A 23,324-nucleotide genomic window follows, 5' to 3' on the forward strand; every position below is an offset into this window, starting at 1 on the left:
AACCTCTTGACGTAACCCCCTATAACATGCTACGCTAGTAAATGTAATTTATTACGTAATAATAACTTGACTCGCGCGAATTGGTAAGTCCTTTCCGGATACTGCCAGCCGCCGAGGCTTTTAAATGGGAGCAAGAGGGCAATGAAAGCACTTCTCGGTACCAAGATTGGTATGACCCAAATCATCGGCGAGGACGGCGTTACGACTCCAGTGACACTGATTCAAGCCGGACCTGTGACTGTAACTCAGGTCAAGTCTGTCGAACGCGACGGCTATAACGCAGTCCAGGTTGCCTATGGTGAGGGTAAGAACCTGAGCAAGGCCGTGGCTGGTCACGTAAAGCCAGCTAGTGTAACCCCGAAAGAGATTCGGGAATTTCGTGTCGACGACCTGGGCGAGGTAAAAGTCGGCGATACGTGGGATGTTACAGAGTTTGAACTCGGTGACATAGTGGATGCAACTGGTACCAGCAAAGGTAAAGGTTTCGCTGGAACAATCAAGCGCCACAACTTTAAACGCCATCGTAAAACGCACGGCGGCAAGGGCAACACGCGCAAAGTCGGTTCAATCGGCAGCATGTATCCGCAGAAAATTTTTAAGGGCAAGCGCATGCCGGGCCATATGGGCGCAGAACAGGTGACAGTAAGAAATCTGAAGGTCGCCTATATCTCGGCGGACGACAATTTGATTGGCGTCAAAGGCGCGGTGCCAGGCCCGAAAAAGGGCTTAATCAAGATTAAGTTAGGAGGTGCTAAGTAATGGCTGAATCAACCAAGCCAGCAAAAGCAGCCTTGCCGAAGGAAGTGTTCGGGGTTGATGTGCCGAACCACGAGCTATTGAAGCTCGCGTATGACGCGTTCCTTGCGAACAGCCGCCAGGCAAGTGCGACCACTAAAACACGCGGTGAAGTACGTGGTGGTGGTAAAAAACCGTGGAAGCAAAAAGGTACCGGGCGCGCCCGATTTGGTAGCACGCGTAACCCGATTTGGCGCCACGGCGGCATCGTTTTCGGACCACGCGGTAACGAAAACTACAAGCTAAAGCTATCGAAAACTAGCAAACGCGTAGCAATACGTCAAGCGTTGACGTTGGCGAATGAAGCGAAGAAAATTACTGTCAGCGATATTAAAACAACCGGCAAAACTGCCGAAATCGCAAAGTTTATTGCTGACAAGAAATTCAAACGCGACCGCCGCGTTCTGCTCGTTGTTGACGAGAAAACGCCGGAATTGATACGTGCGACGAATAACCTACAGAGTGCCCTCTTGATTCGTGCGCAGTATTTGAGCGTGTATTACGTGCTAAACGCCGATCAAATCATCATGACGCCAGCTGCCGTGAAGGTGATTGACGCATGGCTAAACCCGAAGGAGGACAAGTAATATGAAATTAGTACTCGTTACTCCGCGTGTGAGTGAAAAAGCGTATCGCTTGGTCGCTAACCAGAATACCTACATATTTGATGTGCCGATGAGTGCAAACAAAAACGACATCAAAGCAGCAGTTGAATCGCAATTCGACGGCACGAAAGTTGCAAAAGTAACGACGCTTGTCCAAAACGGTAAGTCAATACGCTACAGCCGCGGCAAAAATCGCTACCCGGGCACAACCTCGCGCCAGGACAGCAAAAAAGCCTACGTTACACTCAGCGAAGGCAAAATCAAAGTATTTGAACAAGAAGAAGTCAAGGAGGAGAAGTAATGGCGATTAAAGCATACAACCCAACCACTCCGGCTCGTCGCGGCATGACTTCGCAGGATCTGAGCGACATCACAACCCGCAAGCCGCTGAAAAGCCTGGTGAAAGCCGGCAAGCAGCGTGCGGGACGTAACAATACTGGTAAGATTACGGTGCGCCACCGCGGTGGCGGCGTGAAGCGGCACTACCGTTTAGTAAATCACCGCATGCCAGCTGGCATGGTGCTAACAGTTGAGGAAATTGAATACGATCCAGGCCGCAGTGCGCGCATTGCTCGCGTGAAAGATCAGCACGGTTTGTACCACTACATTCTTGCCGACACGCAGATGACAAAAGGCGCAGTAGTTAAAACTGGCGCCGAAGCACCAGTTGAAGCAAGTAACCGCTTACCACTTGTAAATATTCCGGTAGGTTCACAGATCTACGCGATCGAAATTAACCCGGGCAAAGGCGCACAGATGGTTCGTTCAGCTGGTACAAAAGCACAGCTTATGGCGAAAGAAGGAAACTATGCGATGGTACGCATGCCGTCGGGTGAAGTTCGGCGCTTTCGTTTGGAATGCGAGGCGTCGCTTGGCGTCGTCGGCAACGTGCAGCACCAGAATGTCAAGCTAGGCAGCGCCGGCCGCCGCCGCCGTATGGGTTGGCGTCCGAGCGTGCATGGTAAGGCGATGAACCCAGCCGATCACCCGATGGGCGGCGGTGAAGGCAAGACTGGTCCGGGCCGCATTCCGAAAACGCCATGGGGTAAACCGGCGATTGGATTCAAGACTCGCCGCCGTAAATCAACTAACAAGATGATTGTCCGCAGTCGTCACGAAGCTAAGAGGAAGAGGTAATCTATGAGTCGATCACTCAAAAAAGGTCCATTCGTCGACTGGAAGCTTGCCAAAAAAGTGAAGGCGCTGAAGATTGGCGATCGCACCGTTATCAAAACATGGGCACGCAGCAGTACAATTACGCCTGAAATGGTTGGTTTTACTTTTGCAGTACACAATGGGCGCGTGCATGTGCCAGTGCTGATTAGCGAAAACATGGTCGGTCACAAGCTTGGCGAATTCTCGCCGACACGCAAGTTCCGTAAGCACGGGGGCAAGGAGAAGTAGCCATGGCTGAAGCAGAAGTTTATACTGTTCGCGCTGAAATTCGCGGTGTTGACCAAACGCCGCGCAAAGTCAGTCTCGTGGCTGCGCTCGTACGCGGTCGTACCGTTGCCGACGCAGTGGTGATTTTGGATCACACGCCGAAACGTGCTGCGCTTGCGGTGAAGAAAGCGATCCAATCGGCTGCCGCTAACGCGACGAACAATCATAATTTAGACGCCAAGAGTTTAACGATTAGCACGCTCAGTGTTACTGCTGGTTCGCGTTTGCGCCGCTACAAGCCGGCAAGCCGCGGCCGCGCATTGCCGTTCGCTAAAAAATCAAGCCACATTCTCGTTGAGGTCTCAGGCGTTGAGAAAGTTATTAAAAAACCAGCAAAGAAAGCTGAATCAAAAGCAGCAAAAGAGGAGAAGAAATAATGGGTCAGAAAGTTAACCCGATCAGCTTCCGCCTTCAAACCAGCAAAAACTGGAATTCGCGCTGGTTCGCCAGTAAGAAAGACTTTGCGGTTTGGCTGGCGGAGGACGGTAAAATCCGCGACCTAATTGAGAAGCGTTTTGCATCGCGCCCGACAATTGCGAACGTCGAAATTGAGCGCAGCGCTAATCTCGTTACAGTCACAATTCATACAGCGAAAGCCGGTGTGGTAATAGGCCGCGGCGGTGCGGGCATTAACGAGCTGAAAAAGGTAATTGAAAAGGTCGTGAGCCTGCCGGTTCGTATCAATGTTGAAGAAGTTCGCCGTCCGGAATTGAACGCCAAGCTCGTTGCTGAAAATATCGCGCATCAGTTAGAACGCCGTGCGAATTTCCGCCGCGCAGTTAAGATGGCAATTCAAGGCAGCCGTAATGCTGGTGCGAAGGGTATCCGCGTTGAGGTGGCCGGTCGCTTGAACGGCGCCGAGATGAGCCGCCGCGAGAAATTTATTGAAGGTTCAGTGCCGTTGCACACGCTACGCGCCGATGTTGATTTTTACGCTGCGCGCGCGCTTGGTCCAAACGGTACGGGGATCATTGGCATCAAAGTTTGGATTTACAAGGGTGAAAGGAGCACGAAGTAATGTTATTACCGAAAAAAGTTGCTCATCGTAAAGTCCGAATTGGTAAAAATCGTGGTAACGCAACGCGCGGCAACTATGTCGCATTTGGCGACTACGGTCTGCAGAGCCTTGATAACGAGCGCATCACCAGCCGGCAGATTGAGGCCGCTCGCCAGGCGATGACACGCCACGTCAAGCGCGGCGGTAAGATTTGGATTCGTATTTTCCCGCATACGCCAGTTACTAAAAAGGCTCTTGGGCTAAAAATGGGTGGCGGCAAGGGTAACCCGGAATATTACGTTGCCAAGGTAAAAACCGGCACAGTTATGTTTGAGATGAAGGGCGTTAGCGAAGATGTAGCCCGCGAAGCGATGCGCCTCGCCGGCCACAAATTGCCTGTCCGTGTCCGATTCGTAAAGCGGGAGGAGGTGTAGCATGGCAGATACGAAAAAAACTGCTAAAAAAGCCGATGTCGTGAAAACGATTGACGAGCTGCGTGCTGAGCTCGCAACTAAGCAGCAGGATTTAAACGATTCTCGCCGCTCGCATAAAGCTGGCGAATTAGTCAACCCGCGCGTACTTGGACAAATTCGCAAAGAAATCGCGCGCTTACATACCGCGATTCATGCCGCAGAATTAAAGGAGGAACAGTAATGGCGAAGACACTGACTGGGGTCGTGATATCCGACGTCGCCGACAAAACCATCACCGTCGCCGTTATTTCGCGTGAGACGCATCCGATTTACAAGAAGCAGTATACTGTGACTCGTAAATATGCGGCGCACGACGAGAATAACGATGCTCGTAAGGGTGACACGGTGCGGATTGTCGAAACTCGACCCATCTCGAAGCGTAAGAGCTTCACACTTGATCGTATTGAGAAGCGCTCAGTTGGAAGCGTTGAGTTGAAAGAAGAAGTAAACGCTGAAGTTAGCGACAAAGTTGACCACGATCACGACAGCGAGGAGGATAAAGAATGATCCAGCAAGAAACTCGTCTGCATGTTGCTGATAACAGCGGGGCGAAATCAATTTTGTGCATTAAGGTCTTGGGCGGAACGCGCCGCCGTTACGCACGTGTCGGCGATATCATCGTCGCAAGCGTGAAAGACGCCAGCTCGACCGGTAACGTTAAGAAGAAATCTGTCGTGAAAGCAGTCGTCGTACGCACGCGCGATCAAATCCGTCGCAAAGATGGCAGCACGATCTGTTTCGATGATAATGCTGCTGTTATCATTAACGACGACAAAACGCCAAAAGCAACACGCGTATTCGGCCCTGTGCCACGCGAGCTACGCGACATGGGATACGGTAAGATTATCAGCTTAGCACCGGAGGTACTATAATGGCTCAGCGTATTCGTAAAGATGACACGGTCAAAATCATCTCTGGCGCACACAAAGGCACGACTGGCAAGGTGCTCGCTGTCAACCCGAAGGACGGTACGGCACTCGTTGAAGGCGTCGGCTTGGGGCACCGCTATGTCAAACCGAATCAATTGAATCCGCGTGGCGGCAAGAAGGATATCCATAAGCCAGTGAATCTATCCAAGCTTGCGCTGGTTGTTGATGAGAAATCTGGCAAAACTAGCCGCGTCGGCTACGTCGTGAACGACGGCGCTAAGACGCGCGTGGCGCGCCAATTAAAGAATAAGGAGATTAACTAATGGCAGAGACGAAACAAACCGCCGTTTACACTCCTCGTCTGAAAGCCTTGTATGATGATACGTACACGAAGGAACTGCAGACCGAACTGAAGCTCGACAACGTGAATCAAGTTCCGCGGCTCGAGAAAATTGTTGTGAGTGTGGGAACAGGCAAAAGTAAAGACGATAAGCGTATGTTTGCCGCCGTCAAGAACACATTGACGCGCGTAACAGGACAAGCGCCGGTCGAACGACTTGCGAAAAAATCAATCGCAACATTCAAAATTCGCAAAGGCATGGGCGCGCCAATTGGCGTAATGGTCACATTGCGCGGTGCTCGCATGTACGAGTTCCTTGACCGCTTAGTGAACGTAAGCTTGCCGCGCGTACGCGATTTTCACGGCGTCGGTAGTAAATTTGACAAGGGGGGCAACTACAACCTTGGCGTCACTGACCAAAGTATCTTCCCGGAATTAACGTTTGAGGAAACGCAGCTTGTACACGGCATGCAAGTTACTTTTGCTATCAAGAACGGTAGCAAAGAAGCAAGCCGCGCTCTACTCGAAAAGTTTGGCGTACCATTTGAAAAGGAGGCGAAATAATGGCGAAGAAATCAATGATCGCACGCGATAAAAAACGCCTGGCTCTGATTGAGAAATTTAGCGAAAAGCGTGCTACGCTAAAGGCGGAAGGCGATCTCGACGCTTTGCAGAAATTACCGCGCAACTCAAGTCCGTCGCGCCGCAAAAATCGCGATATGCTTGATGGCCGTCCGCGCGGCTACATGCGCCGGTTCGGTATGAACCGCATCCGATTCCGCGAAGAAGCAAGCAAAGGCAACATTCCTGGTGTCACAAAGAGTAGTTGGTAAGGAAAGGAGAACGAAGATATGTCACTACAATCAACTGACCCGATCGCGGATCTCCTGACCCGCATTCGTAACGCTGCGCTAGTCGGCAAAACGGAGATTCGCGTACCGACCAGTAAACTGAAAAAAGTTGTTGCTGAGCAGTTGGTGAAGAACCACTACTTGGCTGGTGTAAAAGTTGAGGACGGCAAGCCGCGCGGTACGCTCGTCGTAAAACTTGCAAAAGATGGTGAGAACTGTCCGATCACGGAAATTACACGTGTTTCCAAACCTGGTCGTCGTGTTTATACTGCTGCAAGCGATATCCCAAAGGTTAAGCAAGGCCGCGGCATCGTGCTTGTCAGTACGAGCAAAGGTGTAATGACTGGCGCTGAAGCTGCTAAGGCGAAACTTGGTGGAGAGGTGTTGCTAAAAGTTTATTAAGCTTACTACTTTGCTGGTTGCTATAAAGATTGTAAAGCCTCTGCTCTTTGAAGTAGAGGCTTTACAATATTTAGCGTGATACATCTGAGAACAAGAAGGACAAAGGATAATATGATTTCTAACCAAGTTATAGCGACGATAGCAGATGGTGACGTAGGGCTACCCACAGTACAAACTTCTCATGAGAAATCAGTACGCACGGGTGCGCGGGCGATTTTATTTGATGACGACAATGAAGTTGCGCTGGTATATGAAACGGCGTACGATCATTATAAATTGCCTGGTGGATGTGTCGAGCCGGGCGAGACGCTTGAACAGGCATTACGCCGAGAAATTGCAGAAGAGGTCGGGGCAACAATAAGGAGTATTAGATATATAGGAGTCGTGGAGTCCCACCTAGCAAGGTACAACGAGGATTGCAGCCAGCACTATTTTACCGCTAAGATAGACGGTGAAATTGGTAAGAGCGCCTGGATCGACGAAGAAGAGCTGCACGGCTGCTCAATTGTCTGGTGTAAAGATATCGCACAAGCTATTAATAAAGTTCAAAACGCAACGTCGCAAGAGTATGTTCATATTTTTGAAAGAGCACGAGAGCTAGCGAGCTTACGATGGGCGGAGCATATCTTTCGGCAACAAAATTCTACGGTTTCCAGTCTGGGCGATGTGCATTCAACTTTGTAATTACGCCATTAATCAAGTCCTGCTCGTCAAAACCGGCGTACGCTAGAGTCGTGAGCAATTGAATCTGCGTATCAACGATCTCAGATAATAGCGTCTCGGGGTTTACTTTCTGCTCTTTCCATTGGCGTCGCGGTAATTCCCGGACAACTTCCCACGCCTCTTCCTGCGTATGGTAAGCAAACGCTAAGCAGGCTTTCCAGTTGCGTTCAAGCGGCTCCATATAGCCCTTGTCGACGCGGGCTTGCTGCGCTTTAAGCACCTCAGAAAAGAGCGATACCGTCTGCTCAACGCCAATGCGATGATATAAAATCGCGCGTATAATGCCTACATACTGCAACCGCTTTTTAAGCGCGGCAGCCTCGTGCTCGGCCGTTAGATTCTCGCTAAACGACCCAGACAAATTATCGGTCACTAGATGAAGGTAGCTAAACGATAAGCCAAAATCTTTCGCCGCCTTTGCCGCCCAGCCGATCTCAGGATCGACAAACCGATACGTATCTTTTACTTCGCTGTACCATTCAGCGGTTTCATCTAATACGGACGGAAGTGTGTAGTGTGTACCTTCAACCGCCAACGGAGAGTTTTTGAAAAGATTGTTCCATGTTACCAACGAACCGTCAACGTATGAAGAGTTGCCAGTAGCAATCGTCGCATTTGGCGTGTCTGATGGCGTAAGCGAGCCGAGCCTACCGGCATAAATGACTGTTGAGCAATATCTCGAGAGCGCTTCAATAACAGAGTAAATAATATTACCCCAATAACTAAACGCCACGCCAATAAACGCAACTTTCTGCCCGTTGATTGTTTCCGTTTTCCATTTTACATCGTCATTGCCGCGCCATTCTTGACCACCGGGAGCAAGTGCCTCAACATACCCTAGTAGCGCTACGTCGCACGCCGGCATATCGTCTGGAAGCGCGTTCTTAACAGCTCTGGTCGTTTGTGCTTGAGTTGGCGTTTTTGCCGTGACTTTATAACCGCATGTCTCATAGATTTTCTTGTAATGGCGTACGTAGTCTTTGCCGGGAAAGACGTACAAGTAACCAACACCATCAATAATTTCCGCCGTCGGACGTTTGTAGTTGAAGAGTTTATCGGTCTCTTCGGCATCGGAGATAGTTTTTGTCCTGTCATATGCGGGGATGATGCGAATCTTCTCTACGTCCGTATCCTTAAATAAACTATGTATTTTACTTTTACAGTACTTTAGCGTACCTATCTTTGTCATGATTTTATTTAATCACGGACAGGCGATACGGCGCAAGGCTTGTAGATTAAGACAATTTATATAAGTACCATAACGCCTATAGCGCTAACCTGCTACATAATCTCAAACGTAAAGTAAGCAATACACTCTTATCCTTATCAAGATCTAAGAGGTCTGGAGTCGTAGACTTCGTCTAGAAAGGATCCCTCAAGTCGCCTGAATCTGCCTCTAAAGACATGGCTCGCCCATTATATTTCGCACAAGCAGCTGGAGTAACCCTCCTCATGCATGGCTAACTCCCACTTTCTGCGCGGTTTCTGCGGTTGATGCGGTTTTTACGATCGTTTCTGCGTTTGACAATTAACGGGTGGTTATACCAATATTCATAGAATGCTGCGCTTACCGCCGTGCCGCCGTAGGTTGCCCCGTATCTACGGATCAAATCGCCTTGGAGTCTAAAAGGAGAACGCTCAATGTCTAGTCCATCAAAAACTCCTTGAAGGTCGCGCCTTGCTTCATCGAACAGGAACTGATCCCTCTCTGGCTCATCCATGTCATCTAATCGCTGCGACCAAAGGAGGCTGGGACGGTGGGGACGGTGATTTACCCCCATTTCGGAATCAGAATTATTGTCTGATGGTTGAGATTCTAGATTTTTCATATGATATATACTAACATTATGATTGATTCGTGGCAAGCATGTATCCCTGCGAGGTACGGACGATGGTACCCTAACCCAACCCACAACACCAACATCCCCCAAACCTGCACCCATACAACGCCTCAAGTATAGCTATCTGCCCTTTCTTAAGTACTAAACGTTTATTGTTCGTCTGCTTATGCGCCTGTTTACCCATTTACTTACTCACCTGCTCGCTCGTTCGTTTATATTCACGTACATACGTACTCACGTACGTATGTACTTACTCATTCATCAATCCACTTATCTACTAACTAGCTAACCTACTAACCTACTAACTAACTTACTTACCAATTAACCTATTCGCTCACTTATTCACGGTATGTATGTATATATACTTACTAACTTTCACATTCCTATCATATCTAAACTTCTTATCTAAACTCTTTTTATAATTCTTAGTTATTTAATAATTTAGTTATTCTTCTTATTTATTCTTTAATTAATAATTTAATTCTTCACTTACTTCATACTTATTCTTTTATTTATTTCTTTACTTACTTACTTCATACTTATTCATTATTCCTTTCTTATATATTATATATAAGAAAGGAAAGAAAAAGGAACAACACACAACAGAGGTAAAATAGACAAACTATACCGGATATCGATATACGGTATTTTTAGGCTAAGAGAATAGCTAAAATTATTGGATGTTTATGGGTAAATAGTAATACAATACTAACCGCTCTGAGGCTTTAATGGCCATCTATTAGTAATAGCACTATCGCTAATAATGCAAATCATACATTAGCAAGATATACAGAGTTATCTCTTCTCTGATTAGTTGTTTTACTATATAGCTAGAGCTAATTTTATTGGGGTGTTTTGGGTTAGATTGATGTACCGTGCGAGCAGAGATATTGTATAATACAACTATATGAGCCAAGCGTTATACCGAAAATACCGCTCGAAAAAATTGAGCGAAATTGTTGGTCAGACACACATTACACGGCTATTGGAGCGCGCGCTAAAGCGTGGCACGGTAGCGCATGCATACTTACTGACTGGACCGCGCGGTGTTGGCAAGACATCAATTGCGCGGATCCTAGCGCATGAAATTAATAACTTACCGTATACTGACGAATCGACGCACCTGGATATTATCGAAATTGATGCAGCGAGCAACAACTCCGTTGAGGATATTCGCGATTTACGCGATAAAGTACAGATTGCACCAGTCAGCGCTCCGAAAAAAGTGTATATCATTGACGAAGTACATATGCTCAGCAAGTCGGCGTTCAATGCGCTCCTCAAGACGCTTGAGGAGCCGCCGGAGCACGTTGTTTTTATTCTCGCAACCACTGACGCCGATAAACTACCGGCAACAATTTTGAGTCGCGTGCAGCGATTTAATTTTCGGCTAATCAGCGAAGCGGATGTGGTAGCACACCTGCGCACAATTGCCGAAGCCGAGCGCATCAAGATTGATGACGATGCCTTGCGGCTTATTGCTGAGCAAGGACAGGGAAGTTTTCGCGACAGCATCAGTCTGCTCGATCAATTACAGCATGTCGCAGATGGCGCGATTACCGCGCAGCTAATAGAAGAGTCGCTCGGGCTCGCAAGCGCGCACGATATTGATATGCTGCTCACGGCAGCAAAGACAGGTGACATAGCGGCAATTGTACAACAGCTTGACACTATGGAGCATAGTGGCGTACCGGCACCAATTGTTACCGAGCAAATTGCACGATATATTCGATGCCATGCGATCACACACCCGGAACGTTTAATGTTACTTGACCCGCTCGCGAAAGTAACACGCAGCCCGTGGCCGTATACATTGTTATTGGTTGCGCTAACATCGCAGGCGAATATAGCAGCGCAGCCAGTTGCTACGGCTGCTGTACTTAGTGGAAATAGCGCGGTAAAGCCAGCCAATTCTCCGGCGCAGGCAAAAGAGCCTGCGTTACACGAAGCACCGCAGGTATCCAAAAAATCGCCAGAAACACCTGCCGCGTCTCCGCGGGCACATACGAGTGCGGCAACAAACTCAGGTGTAACCTCTATACAAAAGCCCTCAGTATCAATAAAAGATGACAAGAGCAATGCTACATCGTCCGCATCAACCGCAGCGCCGGCGCACAATAAGAAAAATAAGGAAGAAAAATCCTTTGCTTGGGATGATTTTCTCGCGCCGCTCAAGGAATCTGCTGCGGGCGCGCACAGTATTCTTGCTAAATGTAAGTATTGCTACGACGGTGCGACTCTTACTATCTACGCTGGTAAAAAATTCGCCAAAACTCAAATCGATAAAGTGTTACCGGCACTCGCCGAATCGTTGCAAATGATCGGTTTGCCCGACATCGAAATCACCGTACTTGCTACGCCGAAACCGCCAGAAGATAGTCAAACTGCCGCAATTATTGCTATGATGGGCGGTGGAGAGGAGGTTAGTTTATAATGCCTACAAAACAAGTTGATGCCAAGATCCCGCCACAAAATATTGATGCCGAAATGAGCTTACTTGGTGCAATCCTCATTGACGACGATGTGCTCGCTGACGCGTCGGAAATTGTCAAACCGGCGGATTTTTACGATCAGCGCCATCAAACTGTTTTTGCTGCCATGATGCGTTTGTACGAACGCCACAAGCCGGTGGATTTGCTAACGTTAACTGATGAACTAAAAAAGAAAGATAAATTGGAGCTTGTTGGCGGCAGCAGCTACCTCACTGAGCTGACAAATTACGTACCAACCGCCGCGCATGCTAGCAGCTATGCCGACATTGTTGCACAAAAAGCTGTTCGCCGCCGTCTCATTAAAGCAAGTGCTGATATTGGCGAAATGGGATTTAACGAGGAAACATCTACTGCCGAGCTGCTCGAAAAAGCTGAAGCGGAATTATTTAATGTGTCTGATCAGTCGCTTAAACAGGACTTGGTGAGTATTGAAAATATTCTCGACGAAAGTTTCAGCCGTATTGAAGAATTGCACCGCAACAAAGGACAATTACGCGGCATTCGTACTGGCTATCAAGACCTTGATAATATGACAGCTGGATTACAGCGCAGCGACTTAATCATTCTCGCAGCACGTCCAGCGATGGGTAAAACGACGCTCGTGACAAACCTCGCCTATAATATTGCAACAATCGCGAAATTGCCCGTTCTATTTTTCAGTCTAGAGATGAGTAAAGAGCAACTGATCGACCGCATGCTTGCTGATGCCTCTGGTGTTGACAGCTGGAATATCCGCACCGGTAATTTGAGTGACGACGATTTCAGTAAAATCAGTGAAGCGATGGGAGAAATGGCAGAAGCGCCAATCTTCATTGATGATACGCCAGGACTTAGCGTGTTGGAGATGCGCACTAAAGCTCGCCGCGCTATGCATGACCAGCCGCTCGGACTAATCGTCGTGGACTACCTCCAGCTCATGCAAGCAGCAAACAATCACAATGGCAATCGCGTGCAGGAAGTGAGCGAAATTTCGCGAGGACTTAAGCTTATTGCGCGCGAGCTCGATGTACCGCTCATTGCCCTCAGCCAGCTGAGCCGCTCGGTTGAAAGCCGCACGCCGCCAATCCCGCAGCTTGCCGATCTGCGCGAATCGGGAAGTATTGAGCAGGACGCCGACCTCGTATCGTTCATTTACCGTCCCGGCTACTATGAGCCGGATAATCCTGAAGTGCAAAATATCACTGATTTGATTATCGCCAAGCACCGCAATGGTCCGACAGGCAAAGTGCAATTATACTTCCATCCGGAACGCTTGCGTTTCATGTCACTTGACCGCCGTCACGAGTAAATATCTGGTATAATCAAGAAGTATGAAATCGCACGTCACAGATTACGTTCTTTATCGTTGGCGCTTTGGACTGGGGTTGTTGGTAATTGCAGTGATTATCGGCGTGATCGTATGGGGCGGTGCACTACAAACGCCAGGCGAATTGCGCCCTGAAGAAATCAAATCGGTATCAATAAGCAGCTCGCTCTCAAAAAACTCGCTTGACCCAGCGATGATCGTTAATTTCCCGTATCATTTGCTGCAGCGGCTAAGTATTTATGCGTTCGGCGCGACGACATTTGCAATTAAGCTGCCATCTCTTGTGCTAGCGACATTTACCATTCTTGGTATACTTGTACTAACGCAATCGTGGCTAAAGCGTAACGTCGCGATGATCACGACGATGGCGCTCGCTACAACAACGCAATTTTTGTTCATGGCGCAAGACGGTACGCCAGCGATTACATTTAACGCAATCGCCGTCTGGCTACTCGTAGCAGGATTACGCGTGACCCGCGGTAAATATTTTCATACTTTTTGGAAGATTTTAGGCGGCGTTCTAATGGCGGTGGCATTGTATGTGCCGCTTGGAATTTACGTCGTCGTGTCGCTGCTTATTACCTCGGTGCTGCATCCGCACATTCGCTATATCATGAAACGCCTTGGCAAAACAAAGTTGCTGATGGCGGCAATATTAGGGCTAGCGAGTACGGTGCCGCTTGTCTACGCAATTATCATCCAGCCGTCGACTGCGCTTGAGCTTGCTGGGGTGCCAAGCAATATATCGTTTACTCGTATCCGCACTACAGCGCTACAAGCGGTTCTTGATTTAGTTGGATTCAGTGCAGACAGCTCGGGCGCGTTACTGCGACCGGCGTATTCATTAACGCTTGCGCTCGTAGCACTTATCGGGCTGTATCGTCTCGTTATGACGCGCTATACGGCGCGTAGCTATGTAACAATTATTTTGAGCGTCCTGCTTGTACCGCTTATTCTACTTACGCCGGCACATATAAGCGCTCTTTTCTTCGTCATGACGATTCTCATCGCGACTGGATTTGACTTCTTGATACGTTACTGGTACCGGTTATTTCCGCGCAATCCGTACGCGCGGCTGGCAGGGCTGTTGCCGCTTGCTGTGCTGGTAATCGGCATTATTGCTACAAATGTCACGCATTATATGGATGGTTACCGTTACGCGCCAAATGTGCTCGCGCATTATTCAAGCGATTTAAACCTTATACACGCTTACGCTAGTAAGCACGATCAGATGGCACTCGTCGCAACCGAGCAAGAACGCGAATTCTACCATATCGTAGCAGAGCGCTCGCCTAAAATCACGCTACGCGATCAAGCCGACCAGTCGCCCGGTACTATCGTGCTCACACGAGATGCCCGCCGTGCTATGCCCGCCGCGCCAGAATCATGGCAGCTTGAGTGCATTATCACGAATGGGCGCGCCGAGCAGAGCGACCGATTATATGTCTACAAAATCTTACAATAATGCGATATAATATCACCATTACCGATTAGTTGTTATATGGAGGGACTGACCACATGGCGTTGAACCAAATGAAGATGTTGAACGATTTACGTAAGGCGCAGAAGGCGCTCGCAAAAGAAATTGTTGAGGTTGAGGCAGGTGATGGCGCGGTGATCGTGCAAATCACTGGCGAGCTAAAAATTAAATCAATTAAAATTGATCCGGCGTACGTTGATTTGGATGATATCCATCAGCTGGAGCACTGGATTGAGATTGCTATTCGCGACGGTATGGCAAAGGCTCAGGAAATTGCCGCCGAAAAGATGAAACCACTCATGGGTGGCTTGGGCAATTTAGGATTGTAAGGCATAATGGCACAGCTGTTGCCAAACGCGCTAGAGCGTGCAATTAATGAACTCGGGCGATTGCCAGGCGTCGGTCCGCGTACCGCTGAGAGATATGCATATTTTTTGTTGCGTGCCGACGAACGTACTGCGCAGTCTATGGCGCGTGCTTTAACAGCATTGCATAGCGACGTTAAGACGTGCCCTGTTACATTCGCGCTCATCAATGCCGATGAAGACATTTCACCGCTTTATAGCGATGCCGCGCGCGACAAGCGTATGATTGCAGTGGTTGAGGAGCCGCTTGATATCGTTGCGTTAGAGCGTACCGGACAGTTCAAGGGAACGTACCATGTGCTTGGCGGTACGATTTCACCGATAGACGGCATTGGACCAGAACAGCTGCACATTCCAGAATTACTAAAGCGTATCCGCAATGATGCCGCCGAAGAAATTATTATTGCAACAAACGCGAGCGTTGAAGGCGAGTCGACAGCGTTATTTATTCAGCGCCACATTCAAGAAGCACGCCTCAATGTCAAGGTGTCGCGCCTGGCGCGCGGCATTCCCGTGGGTGTCGACCTAGAATATGCCGATCAAATCACCCTCAGTCATGCGCTTGAGGGGCGACGAGCTCTATAGCTAGTGGACGGATTGTAGTTTTTTTGCTAAAAGCGAGCGGTCAATGGGTGTACAGTAACAATACTAGTTTTATTCTACACCAAAGTATTTATTTTGTCAAGCAATTTCGCTTAGACGGCAACTTAGTATATCGCGCACTGTATAAATTCTAATCATCAATATAATCGGTCAGCTTACCTGCACCAGCTACTCGGTATAATGCATCGACTGCTACACGCATATCATGCTGTAATTTTGGATATCCTGCAATCGTGTCATCATAAAATTTTCGGATCGATTCAGGATATCCATCGTCTGGCGCGTCGTACAAAAACGTCCGCTGCAACAATTCTTTTTGACTAGCCGGAATATCATCAAAGAAACCTGGATGAAAATCATAGAACCATTCAAGTCTGGTTTGAAGCGCAAGGTATTTTTTGTAGTTCACAGGTGTATTATACGAAATTGCTAAGATATACACACCCGGTGAAGTAGAAAGTAGAAATAACAAAACGCCTGCTATAACGATAGGCAAAAGCTTGAAAATTAAAATATCTCAAGAAAATCAACTAGCTGGCTCTGATTTTGAAATTAAAATCGACATACCAAAACATTTCCGCCGCCATATAGGTCTAGACAGGCACTAGGCGACATTTTACGCTGTCCGTGTGGCTTATTTGAGGTATATTTCAATATTAGTTTGTCTACTTTGCGATTATTGCGGTTTCAAAGCTACGTGAGATTCATCCAATGTCTACAGGTAATTACCGTAGCAGGGGATGAAACCGTATGAAGAAATTATCTAGGACAAGACTACCAAGCGCGCGCTCAAAATTCTACGCGATAGATACGGCTCTGTTTCTGTAAGCTCACTCAAGCCGACGCTCTATGCTTTTTCGGAACATAGCGAAAATGCACCAAAGATTAAAGAGTTTGATATGATAATTATAAGTCTAGGAGAAGATGGTGAAGCCAAAAGTTAATATAGTAATGCCAACCTGGAATGCGCTTGAATATACCAAGATAACTCTCAGCAGGCTCTTTGAAAGTACCAAGGTACCTTTTACCTTAACAATTATTGATAATGCGTCGAGGAAAGAAACGATTGATTTTCTTAAAAAGATTAAATCACAAGGAAGTTGTATTAAAATAAACAAAATTTTTAATCAAAAAAATCTCGGGTCGGGTCGTGCATTTAATCAAGGCTGGCAAATTTCGCGAGAAGAGGATATTGAGTTTACGTGTCTAATCAATAACGATTTGTACTTCTCTAGAGGATGGCTTGAAGCACTTTTAACAGAAATGGAGGCACCGAAAATTGGCGCAGTGGCTCCAATAGGGGTTTCGCAATATTCAAATTATTTTGACGGGATGCGAAATTCGCGCAAAGTTTTTGAAGAGTTGAACAAGGATTTATCTCCCCAGGATGAACTCATAGACTTTTTTGAAGGTGACCTTGATAGAAACATGAAGAAATTTTGCCAATCAAACACTTCGCAAATTTTTACAGAGATTCCGAGTTTTCTGCCAAGCCACTGCCTTCTAGTGCGAAATAAAATTATTGAAGAGATAGGATTCATTGCTGATCCAATTTACAAAACATACGGTTGCGACGATGTAGACTTATCGTGGGAAATTCTGTGCCGTGGTTATTTCCTAAAAATATCAAACCAAACACTTGTCTATCATTTTCGCCACAGATCAATCACAGAGCACGACCTAAATCGTAAAGAGAAACTAGCAAAAACAACAAAAAATTTTCTTAATAAATGGCATAATACTATCACGAAATTAACAAGTCAGGACGACTTTTTCGAAAAATTTTTCGATTTAAGCTTTCAGCAATTTGCAATTCTTCGAAAAATGAACCAGGAATGTCATTTCTTGGAAGAAAAAAGTAAGATATTTGCTGCATTTGCCTGTTTGGGCAAAACTAATTTTTCAAAAAAGTATCCGCATCTCTCACGAGATTTAGAGATCTCAAATTTCCGCTGTCTCTTTAAAAGCAGCGAAGACATTGAAGGCTTAGAACCAACGTTAGAGCAAGATGTAAATCCTCATTTTCCGCAGAACTATTTGTGTGCAATCGGTAAAAATTATGGTAAAAAAGCGATTATCTTTATTGCGCTTTCACCTGAGATTATGCGGATTTTAGATAATTTAGGAGTCTTGTACTCTGTCATTTACCCTGAGAAAAACATGGCGCCCGAGACATTAAAGCACACAAAAGATAGAGGTAATAACAATGACTTCATAAAGCTTCTGCGCAAGAACTTATCAAACAACAACGAGCTTAATCGTATAACGTCAAACACCAGGCCAAAGCGAATCATTATCGCAAAAAATCAAGACACTATTGAATCAATTCTAAAGAACGACCATGAGATTCAAAATATCTTGCTTAGAAATTCAAGTTTTACCTATAAGGGCGTTTGTTACTCGGTAGTTTTTAAAAGCTTAATTAACAAAAGGATTCCAAATAAAAACTGGGGGGCAAGTCTACGCAGTAGGAAGAATTAATAATCAAGTTCCCATTGTGAAATATAATAAAAAAGGTTTTATATCATTCAATCTACCAGGCGGCGGAACCGAATCCGGCGAGAGCTACGAGGAGACGTTACGACGCGAGCTTTTGGAAGAGCTAAATATGCGTGTCTTAGATTTTGAACCAATAGGTTATCAAATTAACGTTGCGTCTAATGGCAAGAAGTATTACCAGTTGAGAGTTTTTGCCACTCTTGAAAAAGTTGGAGACTTCAAAAAAGACGTAGGTGGAAGCGTCATTGGTTACGAACTTGAAAACATACAAACTCTCAATGATCGTATTAATTGGGGCGAGGTCGGTGATTGGTTTACATTGATTTTACAGGATAAATATGAGAAATAGCGAGAAGTCTATCGTTTCAGGAGTCTCTGGCATTGGTAAAGATTTTATGCTTGAGCAACTTCGAAACTCAGATGAATTAATTTTTTGAGAAATGGAACAGTTACAGAAGTAGTAGCATTCTTAAAATATTAATCAAACTGGCAGATAGCGGCAGAAATTTATAAGGGAGCAGAAGAGGTTATTGACCCTGAAGATTAGCCTGATGCCAAGGAGCTAGATAGTAGGAAAAGCCTCGCTACATGCGAATACATTAGAGAAATTTTAGAGGCGTAGCTCAATCTGTTCTGTTACGCCAATGTTTTCAATAAAATCACGATCGTGCGACGTAAGAATAACGCCTCCCCGATAATTACGGATTACCCGCTCAAACGCTTCAATTGTTGGAATATCAAGGTTATTTGTTGGCTCGTCAAGAATAAGCAGACCGCCGTCATTTGTCGTCATCGCTGAGAGCAGTACTTTTGCACGTTCGCCGCCGCTAAGATTTCTCCCTAATGTTGTACGAATCGTATCTTTACGCAAATTGAAGCGCATTAACAGATTTATTGCATCATGGAGATCTATGCTTGGCGCAAGTTTTTGAAGATTTTCGATTGCCGTCGCATCAGGCAATGGCAGTGTCTGGTCTTGGTCAATATATATGACGCCTACTTCATCCGCAAACCATACATCCCCGCTTTGTCTCTTTTCACGATTAACAATAGCTTTCATGAGCGACGTTTTACCTGAACCATTCATGCCGCTTAGTAGAATTTTATCACCCGCGCGAATATGACATGAGAACGAGCCAATCGTATGTATACCGTCATGCGAGACAACAAGATCACGCACCGAAAGCAGCGACGATCTTTTCCTTTTATGCTCACTAAACTTGGCGGTAATAACGATATCCTCTTCCGGCCTTTCAGGCTCTTCAAGTCGATCAAGGCGACTGCCAATTGCTATTGATGCACCCGCAAGATGCGAAGCAGCGCGTTCTTTGCGAAAATGATTCGTGAGACGATCTCTGTCGGTAGCATGTCTACTGCTGCTAGCTGAGTTAGCGCGGATCCGCGCGTCCCGAGCAACTCGCCGCAAACGCCTTTTTTCTCGCTCATATTGTTCGTATGCGTGTACGATTGATTCTTTTTCTCGCTTCCTTGCCTCAACATACTCATCGTATCCAAGACTATACTGGCGAATACCTTTGTCTCCATAAGTAAGTTCAATAATTTGTGTCGTTACGTTACGCAAGAATCGGCGATCGTGCGATACGATGAGAAATGACGCCGGTGAACTCTTGATGAATTCTTCCAACATAGCGACACCGCTCTGGTCGAGATTATTCGTTGGCTCGTCAAGTAAAATCACATCATACTTTGCGGCAAATATGGCAGCAAGCGCAATACGCGCCCTCTGGCCGCCTGAAAGATCCCCAATCTTATAGTCTCCGTTTATTCTTGCTAGCCCAGCTTGCGTCAATGCCCGTTCTATATTCGTATCAAAAGACGAAGTTTCAAATTTATTATATTTTTCCAGGACTTCAGCATAAAGAAGCAAGCTTTTCTCGCTTGAATCTATTGCGAGATTACGGCATCGCTCTTCAAGTTGCTCGCGCACTTGCTTGACGCCAGTCGCTTCTTCAAGAAAATCGTAAACCGTTCTATCAAGCCAAGCGCTCATATCCTGTGGTACAATGCCAATTGTCTCTCCGGAGGAAAGAATACTTCCAGAAGTCTGCTCAATATCACCATTCACAATACTAAGCAGCGTCGTCTTGCCGACACCATTTAACCCGACAAGTCCAATTCTATCACCGGGGTTGATTGAAAATGAAACGTCATGAAATAAATGGCGGTTTGGCGTCTCATAAGACACGTTATGTAGCTGAACCATAGCTGTAAGCATACTATAGCATGAATTATTGTCTCTTAATTTATCCAACGCCCGGCCAACCTATTAGTATAAACCGTAAGTGCGTAATGAACTCTCAAAAAGCTGACCTTATAGTCTGGCATTAGGTACTATGCTTATGCAATTGTTTATACATACTCTTATTTTACTGAGTGTTTTGTTTTAGATTGCTGAACACGCTTGAGCGCAGCCACTAGTATTTACGTATGCTAATCGCTATAATGATTCCATGAGCGACGAAAAGGGGAGGGTGATTGCTGCGTTTTTGCGGTATTTTAATGATGATCCGGAGCGAGCGGTTGCAGCAATTCGACAATACACGACGCGCAATAGTGACGCGCGGAAAAAAACTGCTGTACCGCTCGGCAGTGAAATTATCTCAGCCAAAGATGTCGTAAAAACATACAAAGTCGGACGGCAAAAAATTGAGGTACTGCGCGGTGTCAGCTTGAGTGTACGCCAGCGGGAATTTGTAGCGCTCACTGGCGCAAGTGGCTCAGGGAAATCAACGTTGTTACAGCTAATCGGCGGACTCGACAAACCGACCAGTGGGCCCATTACCGTCAACGGACAAGCGCTTAGCGCATTATCAGACCGAAAATTATCACAATTCCGCGGGCGAACAATTGGATTCGTATTTCAGTCATTTTATTTGCAGCCATTTTTGAATCTAGCGACCAACCTAGAAATCCCCGGCATGTTTGCGCGCACTAATCCACGCGAGCGTAGACAACGCGCCGTTGAACTCGCTAGGATGGTTAATGTTGCAGAGCGCATGAAGCATCTGCCGAAAGAGCTATCTGGCGGACAGATGCAACGCGCCGCTATTGCGCGGGCGTTATTAAATCAGCCAAAAGTCCTGCTCGCCGACGAGCCGACAGGTAATCTTGATAGTGTTAACTCACAGCGTGTCATTGACATTTTCGAGCAAATTCGCCGCCAGCTTGGTACAACGATTTTAATCGTTACGCACGACCACGATATCGCTCGGCAAACTGACCGCGAGATTACGCTGCACGACGGGAGGGTGCTCTAGATGCTGCGGATACTTGACGCCAGCAAACTTGCACTTACAAAACTACGCACGCGTAAGATTCGGCTCGCGGTAACAATTATCGTAGCAGGATTGCTATTTGGTGTTGTAGTGTTCGGTTTGACGGTATTGCGCGCCAGTATGGCAAGCATTGGACGATTCAGCCGCGATACGATGTCGACGCGATATCTATTAGCGTATAGCAATCACAATAAAGATCAATCCGAGCTGTTTTATAACACGCCGCAAGATGCTAAAGACCGCATACTAGCATTACATAAACAGCATATCGCCGATAAAAAAGCGGCAGCGAAAGCGCTCGGTGTCGAATACGACGAAAAATCTGAAGAAGAGCCGATTATGAAAATAAATCAGGACGATTCAGGTTCGCTCAATCGCAATAGTTGGGCGGTAAAAACGTTTTTGAGGCAATACACCAACGAGAAGAATCCGCTCAAACCAGAGCGCATTGATGCAGCCGCCAAGCGATTTGGCTCAAGCGTGACATACCGTATACAGAATGTCGGCGGGCGCAACGGATCGCTTGATGTAATGATTGGCGGGCGCGAGGATTTCCAGCGTAACAAAGAAGCTGTGCCGGAACAGCTAAACGAGTTTGTAAGTGCGGCGGGCTATCAAGAAATTCTTGATGAATCACTGCTCAATTATTATTTCTTGCCGCATCGCGCACATGCAGCTAGCAATGAAATTCCCGTCTTTATCAGCTACAATGACGCGGCGGTGCTGCTCGGCAAAAAGCCTCTACCAACGACCGCGCAGCCGCAGCAGCATATTGAACGTATTCGGGAGCTGAGAAACGAGGCGGGTAACATAACAATTCAGGTGTGCTATCGTAATAATGCGTCGTCTCATTTAATCCAGCAAGCACTTGACCAGCAACGCACAGCTGCCAACAAATCTAAAAACGAGTTCGACGTTAAGCCGAGCATTGAATATGCCTTGCCGGCGACAGATAGCTGCGGCGGCGCTATTGTGAAAAAAGATAATCGCAGCGCTAGTGAAAAGATAGCTGACGAAAAGTTGCAGAAATTCAACCAGCAATTTTCAACAGAAAACATAACGCCACAACAAGCGAAATTAACCTACCGTGTTGTTGGGCTGCTGCCAGATACGGCATACGGTGACGACCTAAAAAGTAAGCTGGCTGGCGCACTCAACGCTAACATGCCATCACACTGGATTATACCGAAACAGACATTTGAGGCAGGCGCTGCAAAAATATATTTACCGAATATTCTTACCACGGAGCGTCAAGAGCTTTCGGGTGGACTATCAGATACGACTATTTACGAATTCATAGATGCTGAACATGCCCGCGCATTTTATCACGCTACCATGTGTAATGTCCAGCCGAAAGACAAGGATCTATGCGTAGACGGCGTATCAAACTTTACACAACCATTCGGAAGTAACTCGCTTGTTATTGAAGAATTGCAGCAACAGCTTACACCGATATTGTGGTATAGCCTACTTGGCGTTATCGGCGTAGCAGCGTTTATTTTAATGTTAACGATTTCGCGTACAGTCGCCGATAGCCGTAAAGAATCTGCCATATTTCGCGCGCTTGGCGCAACGCGCCTAGACATTGCGCAAATTTACGTCATGTACACGCTACTGCTCGCCGGGCTAATTGCGCTATTTGCAATTGTCGCTGGGCTGATCGGCGCAGGTGTCATTGATGTACTCTATTCAGCCGACTTTTCGACCGCAGCACACTACATCATCATGCCGCGCGATTTGAATACAACATTTCAGCTGTTCACATTTGATCCGCTTATTATTGCGCTCGCTGCCGTAAGTATCGTTGCGGCAGCGCTCATCGGTAGCATATTACCGCTTGTGCGCAACACGCGCCGCAATCCGATGAAAGATATGCGTGACGAATAGTGACGCGCTCAATGATATAATGAAGAGGCGCTCTAGATAAAGTTAAGGTTTTTATAT

Annotated in this window: 29 protein-coding genes; 25 read left to right on the top strand and 4 right to left on the bottom strand. The window is 46.8% G+C overall.

Features of this window, described 5'->3' with window-relative positions; all coding sequences use genetic code 11:
* Nucleotides 1–141: 141 nt before the first annotated feature.
* The 16 genes from rplC (at nucleotide 142) to J5A52_03090 (ending at nucleotide 7,459) form a co-directional block, all read left to right on the top strand.
* Nucleotides 142–759 carry a 50S ribosomal protein L3 gene (gene rplC / locus J5A52_03015; protein QUB37099.1) on the top strand — a complete coding sequence of 206 codons (618 nt, stop codon included), beginning with the start codon at nucleotides 142–144 and terminating at the stop codon, nucleotides 757–759.
* Nucleotides 759–1,382 carry a 50S ribosomal protein L4 gene (rplD, locus tag J5A52_03020; protein QUB37100.1) on the top strand — a complete coding sequence of 208 codons (624 nt, stop codon included), beginning with the start codon at nucleotides 759–761 and terminating at the stop codon, nucleotides 1,380–1,382. The genes rplC and rplD overlap by 1 nt, the downstream gene beginning before the upstream one ends.
* Before the next feature lies 1 nt (nucleotide 1,383).
* Nucleotides 1,384–1,701, top strand: a complete 318-nt coding sequence (locus J5A52_03025) for a 50S ribosomal protein L23 (protein QUB37101.1) — start codon at nucleotides 1,384–1,386, stop codon at nucleotides 1,699–1,701.
* Nucleotides 1,701–2,537 (top strand): 50S ribosomal protein L2, encoded by an 837-nt coding sequence (gene rplB / locus J5A52_03030; protein QUB37102.1) that lies wholly within the window; start codon nucleotides 1,701–1,703, stop codon nucleotides 2,535–2,537. Before J5A52_03025 ends, rplB begins: the two co-directional genes overlap by 1 nt.
* Nucleotides 2,538–2,540: 3 nt before the next feature.
* Nucleotides 2,541–2,804 carry a 30S ribosomal protein S19 gene (gene rpsS, locus J5A52_03035; GenBank protein QUB37103.1) on the top strand — a complete coding sequence of 88 codons (264 nt, stop codon included), beginning with the start codon at nucleotides 2,541–2,543 and terminating at the stop codon, nucleotides 2,802–2,804.
* Nucleotides 2,805–2,806: 2 nt separating this feature from the next.
* Nucleotides 2,807–3,220, top strand: coding sequence for a 50S ribosomal protein L22 (gene rplV / locus J5A52_03040; protein ID QUB37104.1), 414 nt, complete (start codon nucleotides 2,807–2,809; stop codon nucleotides 3,218–3,220).
* Nucleotides 3,220–3,861 (top strand): 30S ribosomal protein S3, encoded by a 642-nt coding sequence (gene rpsC, locus J5A52_03045; protein ID QUB37105.1) that lies wholly within the window; start codon nucleotides 3,220–3,222, stop codon nucleotides 3,859–3,861. Before rplV ends, rpsC begins: the two co-directional genes overlap by 1 nt.
* A complete protein-coding gene (gene rplP, locus J5A52_03050) occupies nucleotides 3,861–4,274 on the top strand; it encodes a 50S ribosomal protein L16 (GenBank protein QUB37106.1) in 414 nt (137 codons plus the stop codon). Before rpsC ends, rplP begins: the two co-directional genes overlap by 1 nt.
* A gap of 1 nt (nucleotide 4,275) precedes the next feature.
* Entirely contained in the window at nucleotides 4,276–4,494 is a 219-nt protein-coding gene (rpmC, locus tag J5A52_03055; protein ID QUB37107.1) for a 50S ribosomal protein L29, read from the top strand.
* Nucleotides 4,494–4,820 (top strand): 30S ribosomal protein S17, encoded by a 327-nt coding sequence (gene rpsQ / locus J5A52_03060; protein ID QUB37108.1) that lies wholly within the window; start codon nucleotides 4,494–4,496, stop codon nucleotides 4,818–4,820. The genes rpmC and rpsQ overlap by 1 nt, the downstream gene beginning before the upstream one ends.
* Nucleotides 4,817–5,185: a 50S ribosomal protein L14 gene (gene rplN, locus J5A52_03065; GenBank protein ID QUB37109.1), complete on the top strand. Its 369-nt coding sequence runs from the start codon at nucleotides 4,817–4,819 to the stop codon at nucleotides 5,183–5,185. The genes rpsQ and rplN overlap by 4 nt, the downstream gene beginning before the upstream one ends.
* On the top strand, nucleotides 5,185–5,505 hold the full coding sequence (gene rplX, locus J5A52_03070; protein QUB37110.1) for a 50S ribosomal protein L24: 321 nt from the start codon (nucleotides 5,185–5,187) through the stop codon (nucleotides 5,503–5,505). Before rplN ends, rplX begins: the two co-directional genes overlap by 1 nt.
* Nucleotides 5,505–6,086, top strand: a complete 582-nt coding sequence (rplE, locus tag J5A52_03075) for a 50S ribosomal protein L5 (GenBank protein QUB37111.1) — start codon at nucleotides 5,505–5,507, stop codon at nucleotides 6,084–6,086. Before rplX ends, rplE begins: the two co-directional genes overlap by 1 nt.
* On the top strand, nucleotides 6,086–6,355 hold the full coding sequence (rpsN, locus tag J5A52_03080; GenBank protein QUB37112.1) for a 30S ribosomal protein S14: 270 nt from the start codon (nucleotides 6,086–6,088) through the stop codon (nucleotides 6,353–6,355). The genes rplE and rpsN overlap by 1 nt, the downstream gene beginning before the upstream one ends.
* 18 nt (nucleotides 6,356–6,373) lie before the next feature.
* A complete protein-coding gene (gene rpsH / locus J5A52_03085; protein ID QUB37113.1) occupies nucleotides 6,374–6,775 on the top strand; it encodes a 30S ribosomal protein S8 in 402 nt (133 codons plus the stop codon).
* Between the two features lie 111 nt (nucleotides 6,776–6,886).
* Nucleotides 6,887–7,459 carry an NUDIX hydrolase gene (locus tag J5A52_03090; GenBank protein ID QUB37114.1) on the top strand — a complete coding sequence of 191 codons (573 nt, stop codon included), beginning with the start codon at nucleotides 6,887–6,889 and terminating at the stop codon, nucleotides 7,457–7,459.
* Here the strand turns inward: J5A52_03090 and J5A52_03095 are convergent.
* Nucleotides 7,419–8,687, bottom strand: a complete 1,269-nt coding sequence (locus J5A52_03095) for a hypothetical protein (GenBank protein ID QUB37115.1) — start codon at nucleotides 8,685–8,687, stop codon at nucleotides 7,419–7,421. The two genes, J5A52_03090 and J5A52_03095, sit on opposite strands and share 41 nt — an antisense overlap.
* Nucleotides 8,688–8,958: 271 nt before the next feature.
* The gene (locus tag J5A52_03100; protein ID QUB37116.1) at nucleotides 8,959–9,327 is read right to left on the bottom strand and encodes a hypothetical protein; all 369 of its coding nucleotides are present in this window, start codon (nucleotides 9,325–9,327) and stop codon (nucleotides 8,959–8,961) included.
* 919 nt (nucleotides 9,328–10,246) lie between these two features.
* Between J5A52_03100 and dnaX the strand changes: the two genes are divergently transcribed.
* Genes dnaX through recR form a run of 5 tightly spaced genes read left to right on the top strand, consistent with a single transcriptional unit; the run spans nucleotide 10,247 to nucleotide 15,567 of the window.
* On the top strand, nucleotides 10,247–11,773 hold the full coding sequence (dnaX, locus tag J5A52_03105; protein QUB37117.1) for a DNA polymerase III subunit gamma/tau: 1,527 nt from the start codon (nucleotides 10,247–10,249) through the stop codon (nucleotides 11,771–11,773).
* Nucleotides 11,773–13,119, top strand: coding sequence for a replicative DNA helicase (dnaB, locus tag J5A52_03110; GenBank protein ID QUB37118.1), 1,347 nt, complete (start codon nucleotides 11,773–11,775; stop codon nucleotides 13,117–13,119). The genes dnaX and dnaB overlap by 1 nt, the downstream gene beginning before the upstream one ends.
* 22 nt (nucleotides 13,120–13,141) lie before the next feature.
* Nucleotides 13,142–14,602, top strand: coding sequence for a glycosyltransferase family 39 protein (locus J5A52_03115; protein QUB37119.1), 1,461 nt, complete (start codon nucleotides 13,142–13,144; stop codon nucleotides 14,600–14,602).
* A gap of 53 nt (nucleotides 14,603–14,655) precedes the next feature.
* Nucleotides 14,656–14,946 (top strand): YbaB/EbfC family nucleoid-associated protein, encoded by a 291-nt coding sequence (locus J5A52_03120; GenBank protein QUB37120.1) that lies wholly within the window; start codon nucleotides 14,656–14,658, stop codon nucleotides 14,944–14,946.
* Nucleotides 14,947–14,952: 6 nt separating this feature from the next.
* Complete coding sequence (gene recR, locus J5A52_03125; GenBank protein QUB37121.1) at nucleotides 14,953–15,567, top strand: recombination protein RecR; 615 nt, start codon at nucleotides 14,953–14,955, stop codon at nucleotides 15,565–15,567.
* A 148-nt stretch (nucleotides 15,568–15,715) separates the two neighbouring features.
* Here recR and J5A52_03130 read toward each other — a convergent pair whose 3' ends face one another.
* Entirely contained in the window at nucleotides 15,716–15,994 is a 279-nt protein-coding gene (locus tag J5A52_03130; GenBank protein QUB37122.1) for a hypothetical protein, read from the bottom strand.
* Between the two features lie 515 nt (nucleotides 15,995–16,509).
* Here J5A52_03130 and J5A52_03135 point away from each other — a divergent pair.
* Nucleotides 16,510–18,066 carry a glycosyltransferase gene (locus J5A52_03135; GenBank protein QUB37123.1) on the top strand — a complete coding sequence of 519 codons (1,557 nt, stop codon included), beginning with the start codon at nucleotides 16,510–16,512 and terminating at the stop codon, nucleotides 18,064–18,066.
* Nucleotides 18,067–18,082: 16 nt separating this feature from the next.
* Nucleotides 18,083–18,433: an NUDIX hydrolase gene (locus J5A52_03140; GenBank protein ID QUB37124.1), complete on the top strand. Its 351-nt coding sequence runs from the start codon at nucleotides 18,083–18,085 to the stop codon at nucleotides 18,431–18,433.
* A 261-nt stretch (nucleotides 18,434–18,694) separates the two neighbouring features.
* On the opposite strand, the gene J5A52_03145 is transcribed toward J5A52_03140, so the two are convergent.
* Nucleotides 18,695–20,308, bottom strand: coding sequence for an ABC-F family ATP-binding cassette domain-containing protein (locus J5A52_03145; GenBank protein ID QUB37125.1), 1,614 nt, complete (start codon nucleotides 20,306–20,308; stop codon nucleotides 18,695–18,697).
* A gap of 247 nt (nucleotides 20,309–20,555) precedes the next feature.
* Between J5A52_03145 and J5A52_03150 the strand changes: the two genes are divergently transcribed.
* Both J5A52_03150 and J5A52_03155 read left to right on the top strand, forming a co-directional pair.
* On the top strand, nucleotides 20,556–21,362 hold the full coding sequence (locus J5A52_03150) for an ABC transporter ATP-binding protein (GenBank protein ID QUB37126.1): 807 nt from the start codon (nucleotides 20,556–20,558) through the stop codon (nucleotides 21,360–21,362).
* A complete protein-coding gene (locus tag J5A52_03155; GenBank protein QUB37127.1) occupies nucleotides 21,363–23,267 on the top strand; it encodes an ABC transporter permease in 1,905 nt (634 codons plus the stop codon).
* Nucleotides 23,268–23,324: the final 57 nt, after the last annotated feature.

The sequence above is a fragment of the TM7 phylum sp. oral taxon 349 genome (genome assembly GCA_018127705.1).
Classification (GTDB): domain Bacteria; phylum Patescibacteriota; class Saccharimonadia; order Saccharimonadales; family Saccharimonadaceae; genus Saccharimonas.

Excerpts from the sequence above, each read along its gene's own strand:
- rplC (QUB37099.1), top strand. The coding sequence starts at position 142 with ATGAAAGCACTTCTCGGTACCAAGATTGGTATGACCCAAATCATCGGC.
- rplD (QUB37100.1), top strand. The coding sequence starts at position 759 with ATGGCTGAATCAACCAAGCCAGCAAAAGCAGCCTTGCCGAAGGAAGTG.
- J5A52_03025 (QUB37101.1), top strand. The coding sequence starts at position 1,384 with ATGAAATTAGTACTCGTTACTCCGCGTGTGAGTGAAAAAGCGTATCGC.
- rplB (QUB37102.1), top strand. The coding sequence starts at position 1,701 with ATGGCGATTAAAGCATACAACCCAACCACTCCGGCTCGTCGCGGCATG.
- rpsS (QUB37103.1), top strand. The coding sequence starts at position 2,541 with ATGAGTCGATCACTCAAAAAAGGTCCATTCGTCGACTGGAAGCTTGCC.
- rplV (QUB37104.1), top strand. The coding sequence starts at position 2,807 with ATGGCTGAAGCAGAAGTTTATACTGTTCGCGCTGAAATTCGCGGTGTT.
- rpsC (QUB37105.1), top strand. The coding sequence starts at position 3,220 with ATGGGTCAGAAAGTTAACCCGATCAGCTTCCGCCTTCAAACCAGCAAA.
- rplP (QUB37106.1), top strand. The coding sequence starts at position 3,861 with ATGTTATTACCGAAAAAAGTTGCTCATCGTAAAGTCCGAATTGGTAAA.
- rpmC (QUB37107.1), top strand. The coding sequence starts at position 4,276 with ATGGCAGATACGAAAAAAACTGCTAAAAAAGCCGATGTCGTGAAAACG.
- rpsQ (QUB37108.1), top strand. The coding sequence starts at position 4,494 with ATGGCGAAGACACTGACTGGGGTCGTGATATCCGACGTCGCCGACAAA.
- rplN (QUB37109.1), top strand. The coding sequence starts at position 4,817 with ATGATCCAGCAAGAAACTCGTCTGCATGTTGCTGATAACAGCGGGGCG.
- rplX (QUB37110.1), top strand. The coding sequence starts at position 5,185 with ATGGCTCAGCGTATTCGTAAAGATGACACGGTCAAAATCATCTCTGGC.
- rplE (QUB37111.1), top strand. The coding sequence starts at position 5,505 with ATGGCAGAGACGAAACAAACCGCCGTTTACACTCCTCGTCTGAAAGCC.
- rpsN (QUB37112.1), top strand. The coding sequence starts at position 6,086 with ATGGCGAAGAAATCAATGATCGCACGCGATAAAAAACGCCTGGCTCTG.
- rpsH (QUB37113.1), top strand. The coding sequence starts at position 6,374 with ATGTCACTACAATCAACTGACCCGATCGCGGATCTCCTGACCCGCATT.
- J5A52_03090 (QUB37114.1), top strand. The coding sequence starts at position 6,887 with ATGATTTCTAACCAAGTTATAGCGACGATAGCAGATGGTGACGTAGGG.
- J5A52_03095 (QUB37115.1), bottom strand. The coding sequence starts at position 8,687 with ATGACAAAGATAGGTACGCTAAAGTACTGTAAAAGTAAAATACATAGT.
- J5A52_03100 (QUB37116.1), bottom strand. The coding sequence starts at position 9,327 with ATGAAAAATCTAGAATCTCAACCATCAGACAATAATTCTGATTCCGAA.
- dnaX (QUB37117.1), top strand. The coding sequence starts at position 10,247 with ATGAGCCAAGCGTTATACCGAAAATACCGCTCGAAAAAATTGAGCGAA.
- dnaB (QUB37118.1), top strand. The coding sequence starts at position 11,773 with ATGCCTACAAAACAAGTTGATGCCAAGATCCCGCCACAAAATATTGAT.
- J5A52_03115 (QUB37119.1), top strand. The coding sequence starts at position 13,142 with ATGAAATCGCACGTCACAGATTACGTTCTTTATCGTTGGCGCTTTGGA.
- J5A52_03120 (QUB37120.1), top strand. The coding sequence starts at position 14,656 with ATGGCGTTGAACCAAATGAAGATGTTGAACGATTTACGTAAGGCGCAG.
- recR (QUB37121.1), top strand. The coding sequence starts at position 14,953 with ATGGCACAGCTGTTGCCAAACGCGCTAGAGCGTGCAATTAATGAACTC.
- J5A52_03135 (QUB37123.1), top strand. The coding sequence starts at position 16,510 with ATGGTGAAGCCAAAAGTTAATATAGTAATGCCAACCTGGAATGCGCTT.
- J5A52_03145 (QUB37125.1), bottom strand. The coding sequence starts at position 20,308 with ATGGTTCAGCTACATAACGTGTCTTATGAGACGCCAAACCGCCATTTA.
- J5A52_03150 (QUB37126.1), top strand. The coding sequence starts at position 20,556 with ATGAGCGACGAAAAGGGGAGGGTGATTGCTGCGTTTTTGCGGTATTTT.
- J5A52_03155 (QUB37127.1), top strand. The coding sequence starts at position 21,363 with ATGCTGCGGATACTTGACGCCAGCAAACTTGCACTTACAAAACTACGC.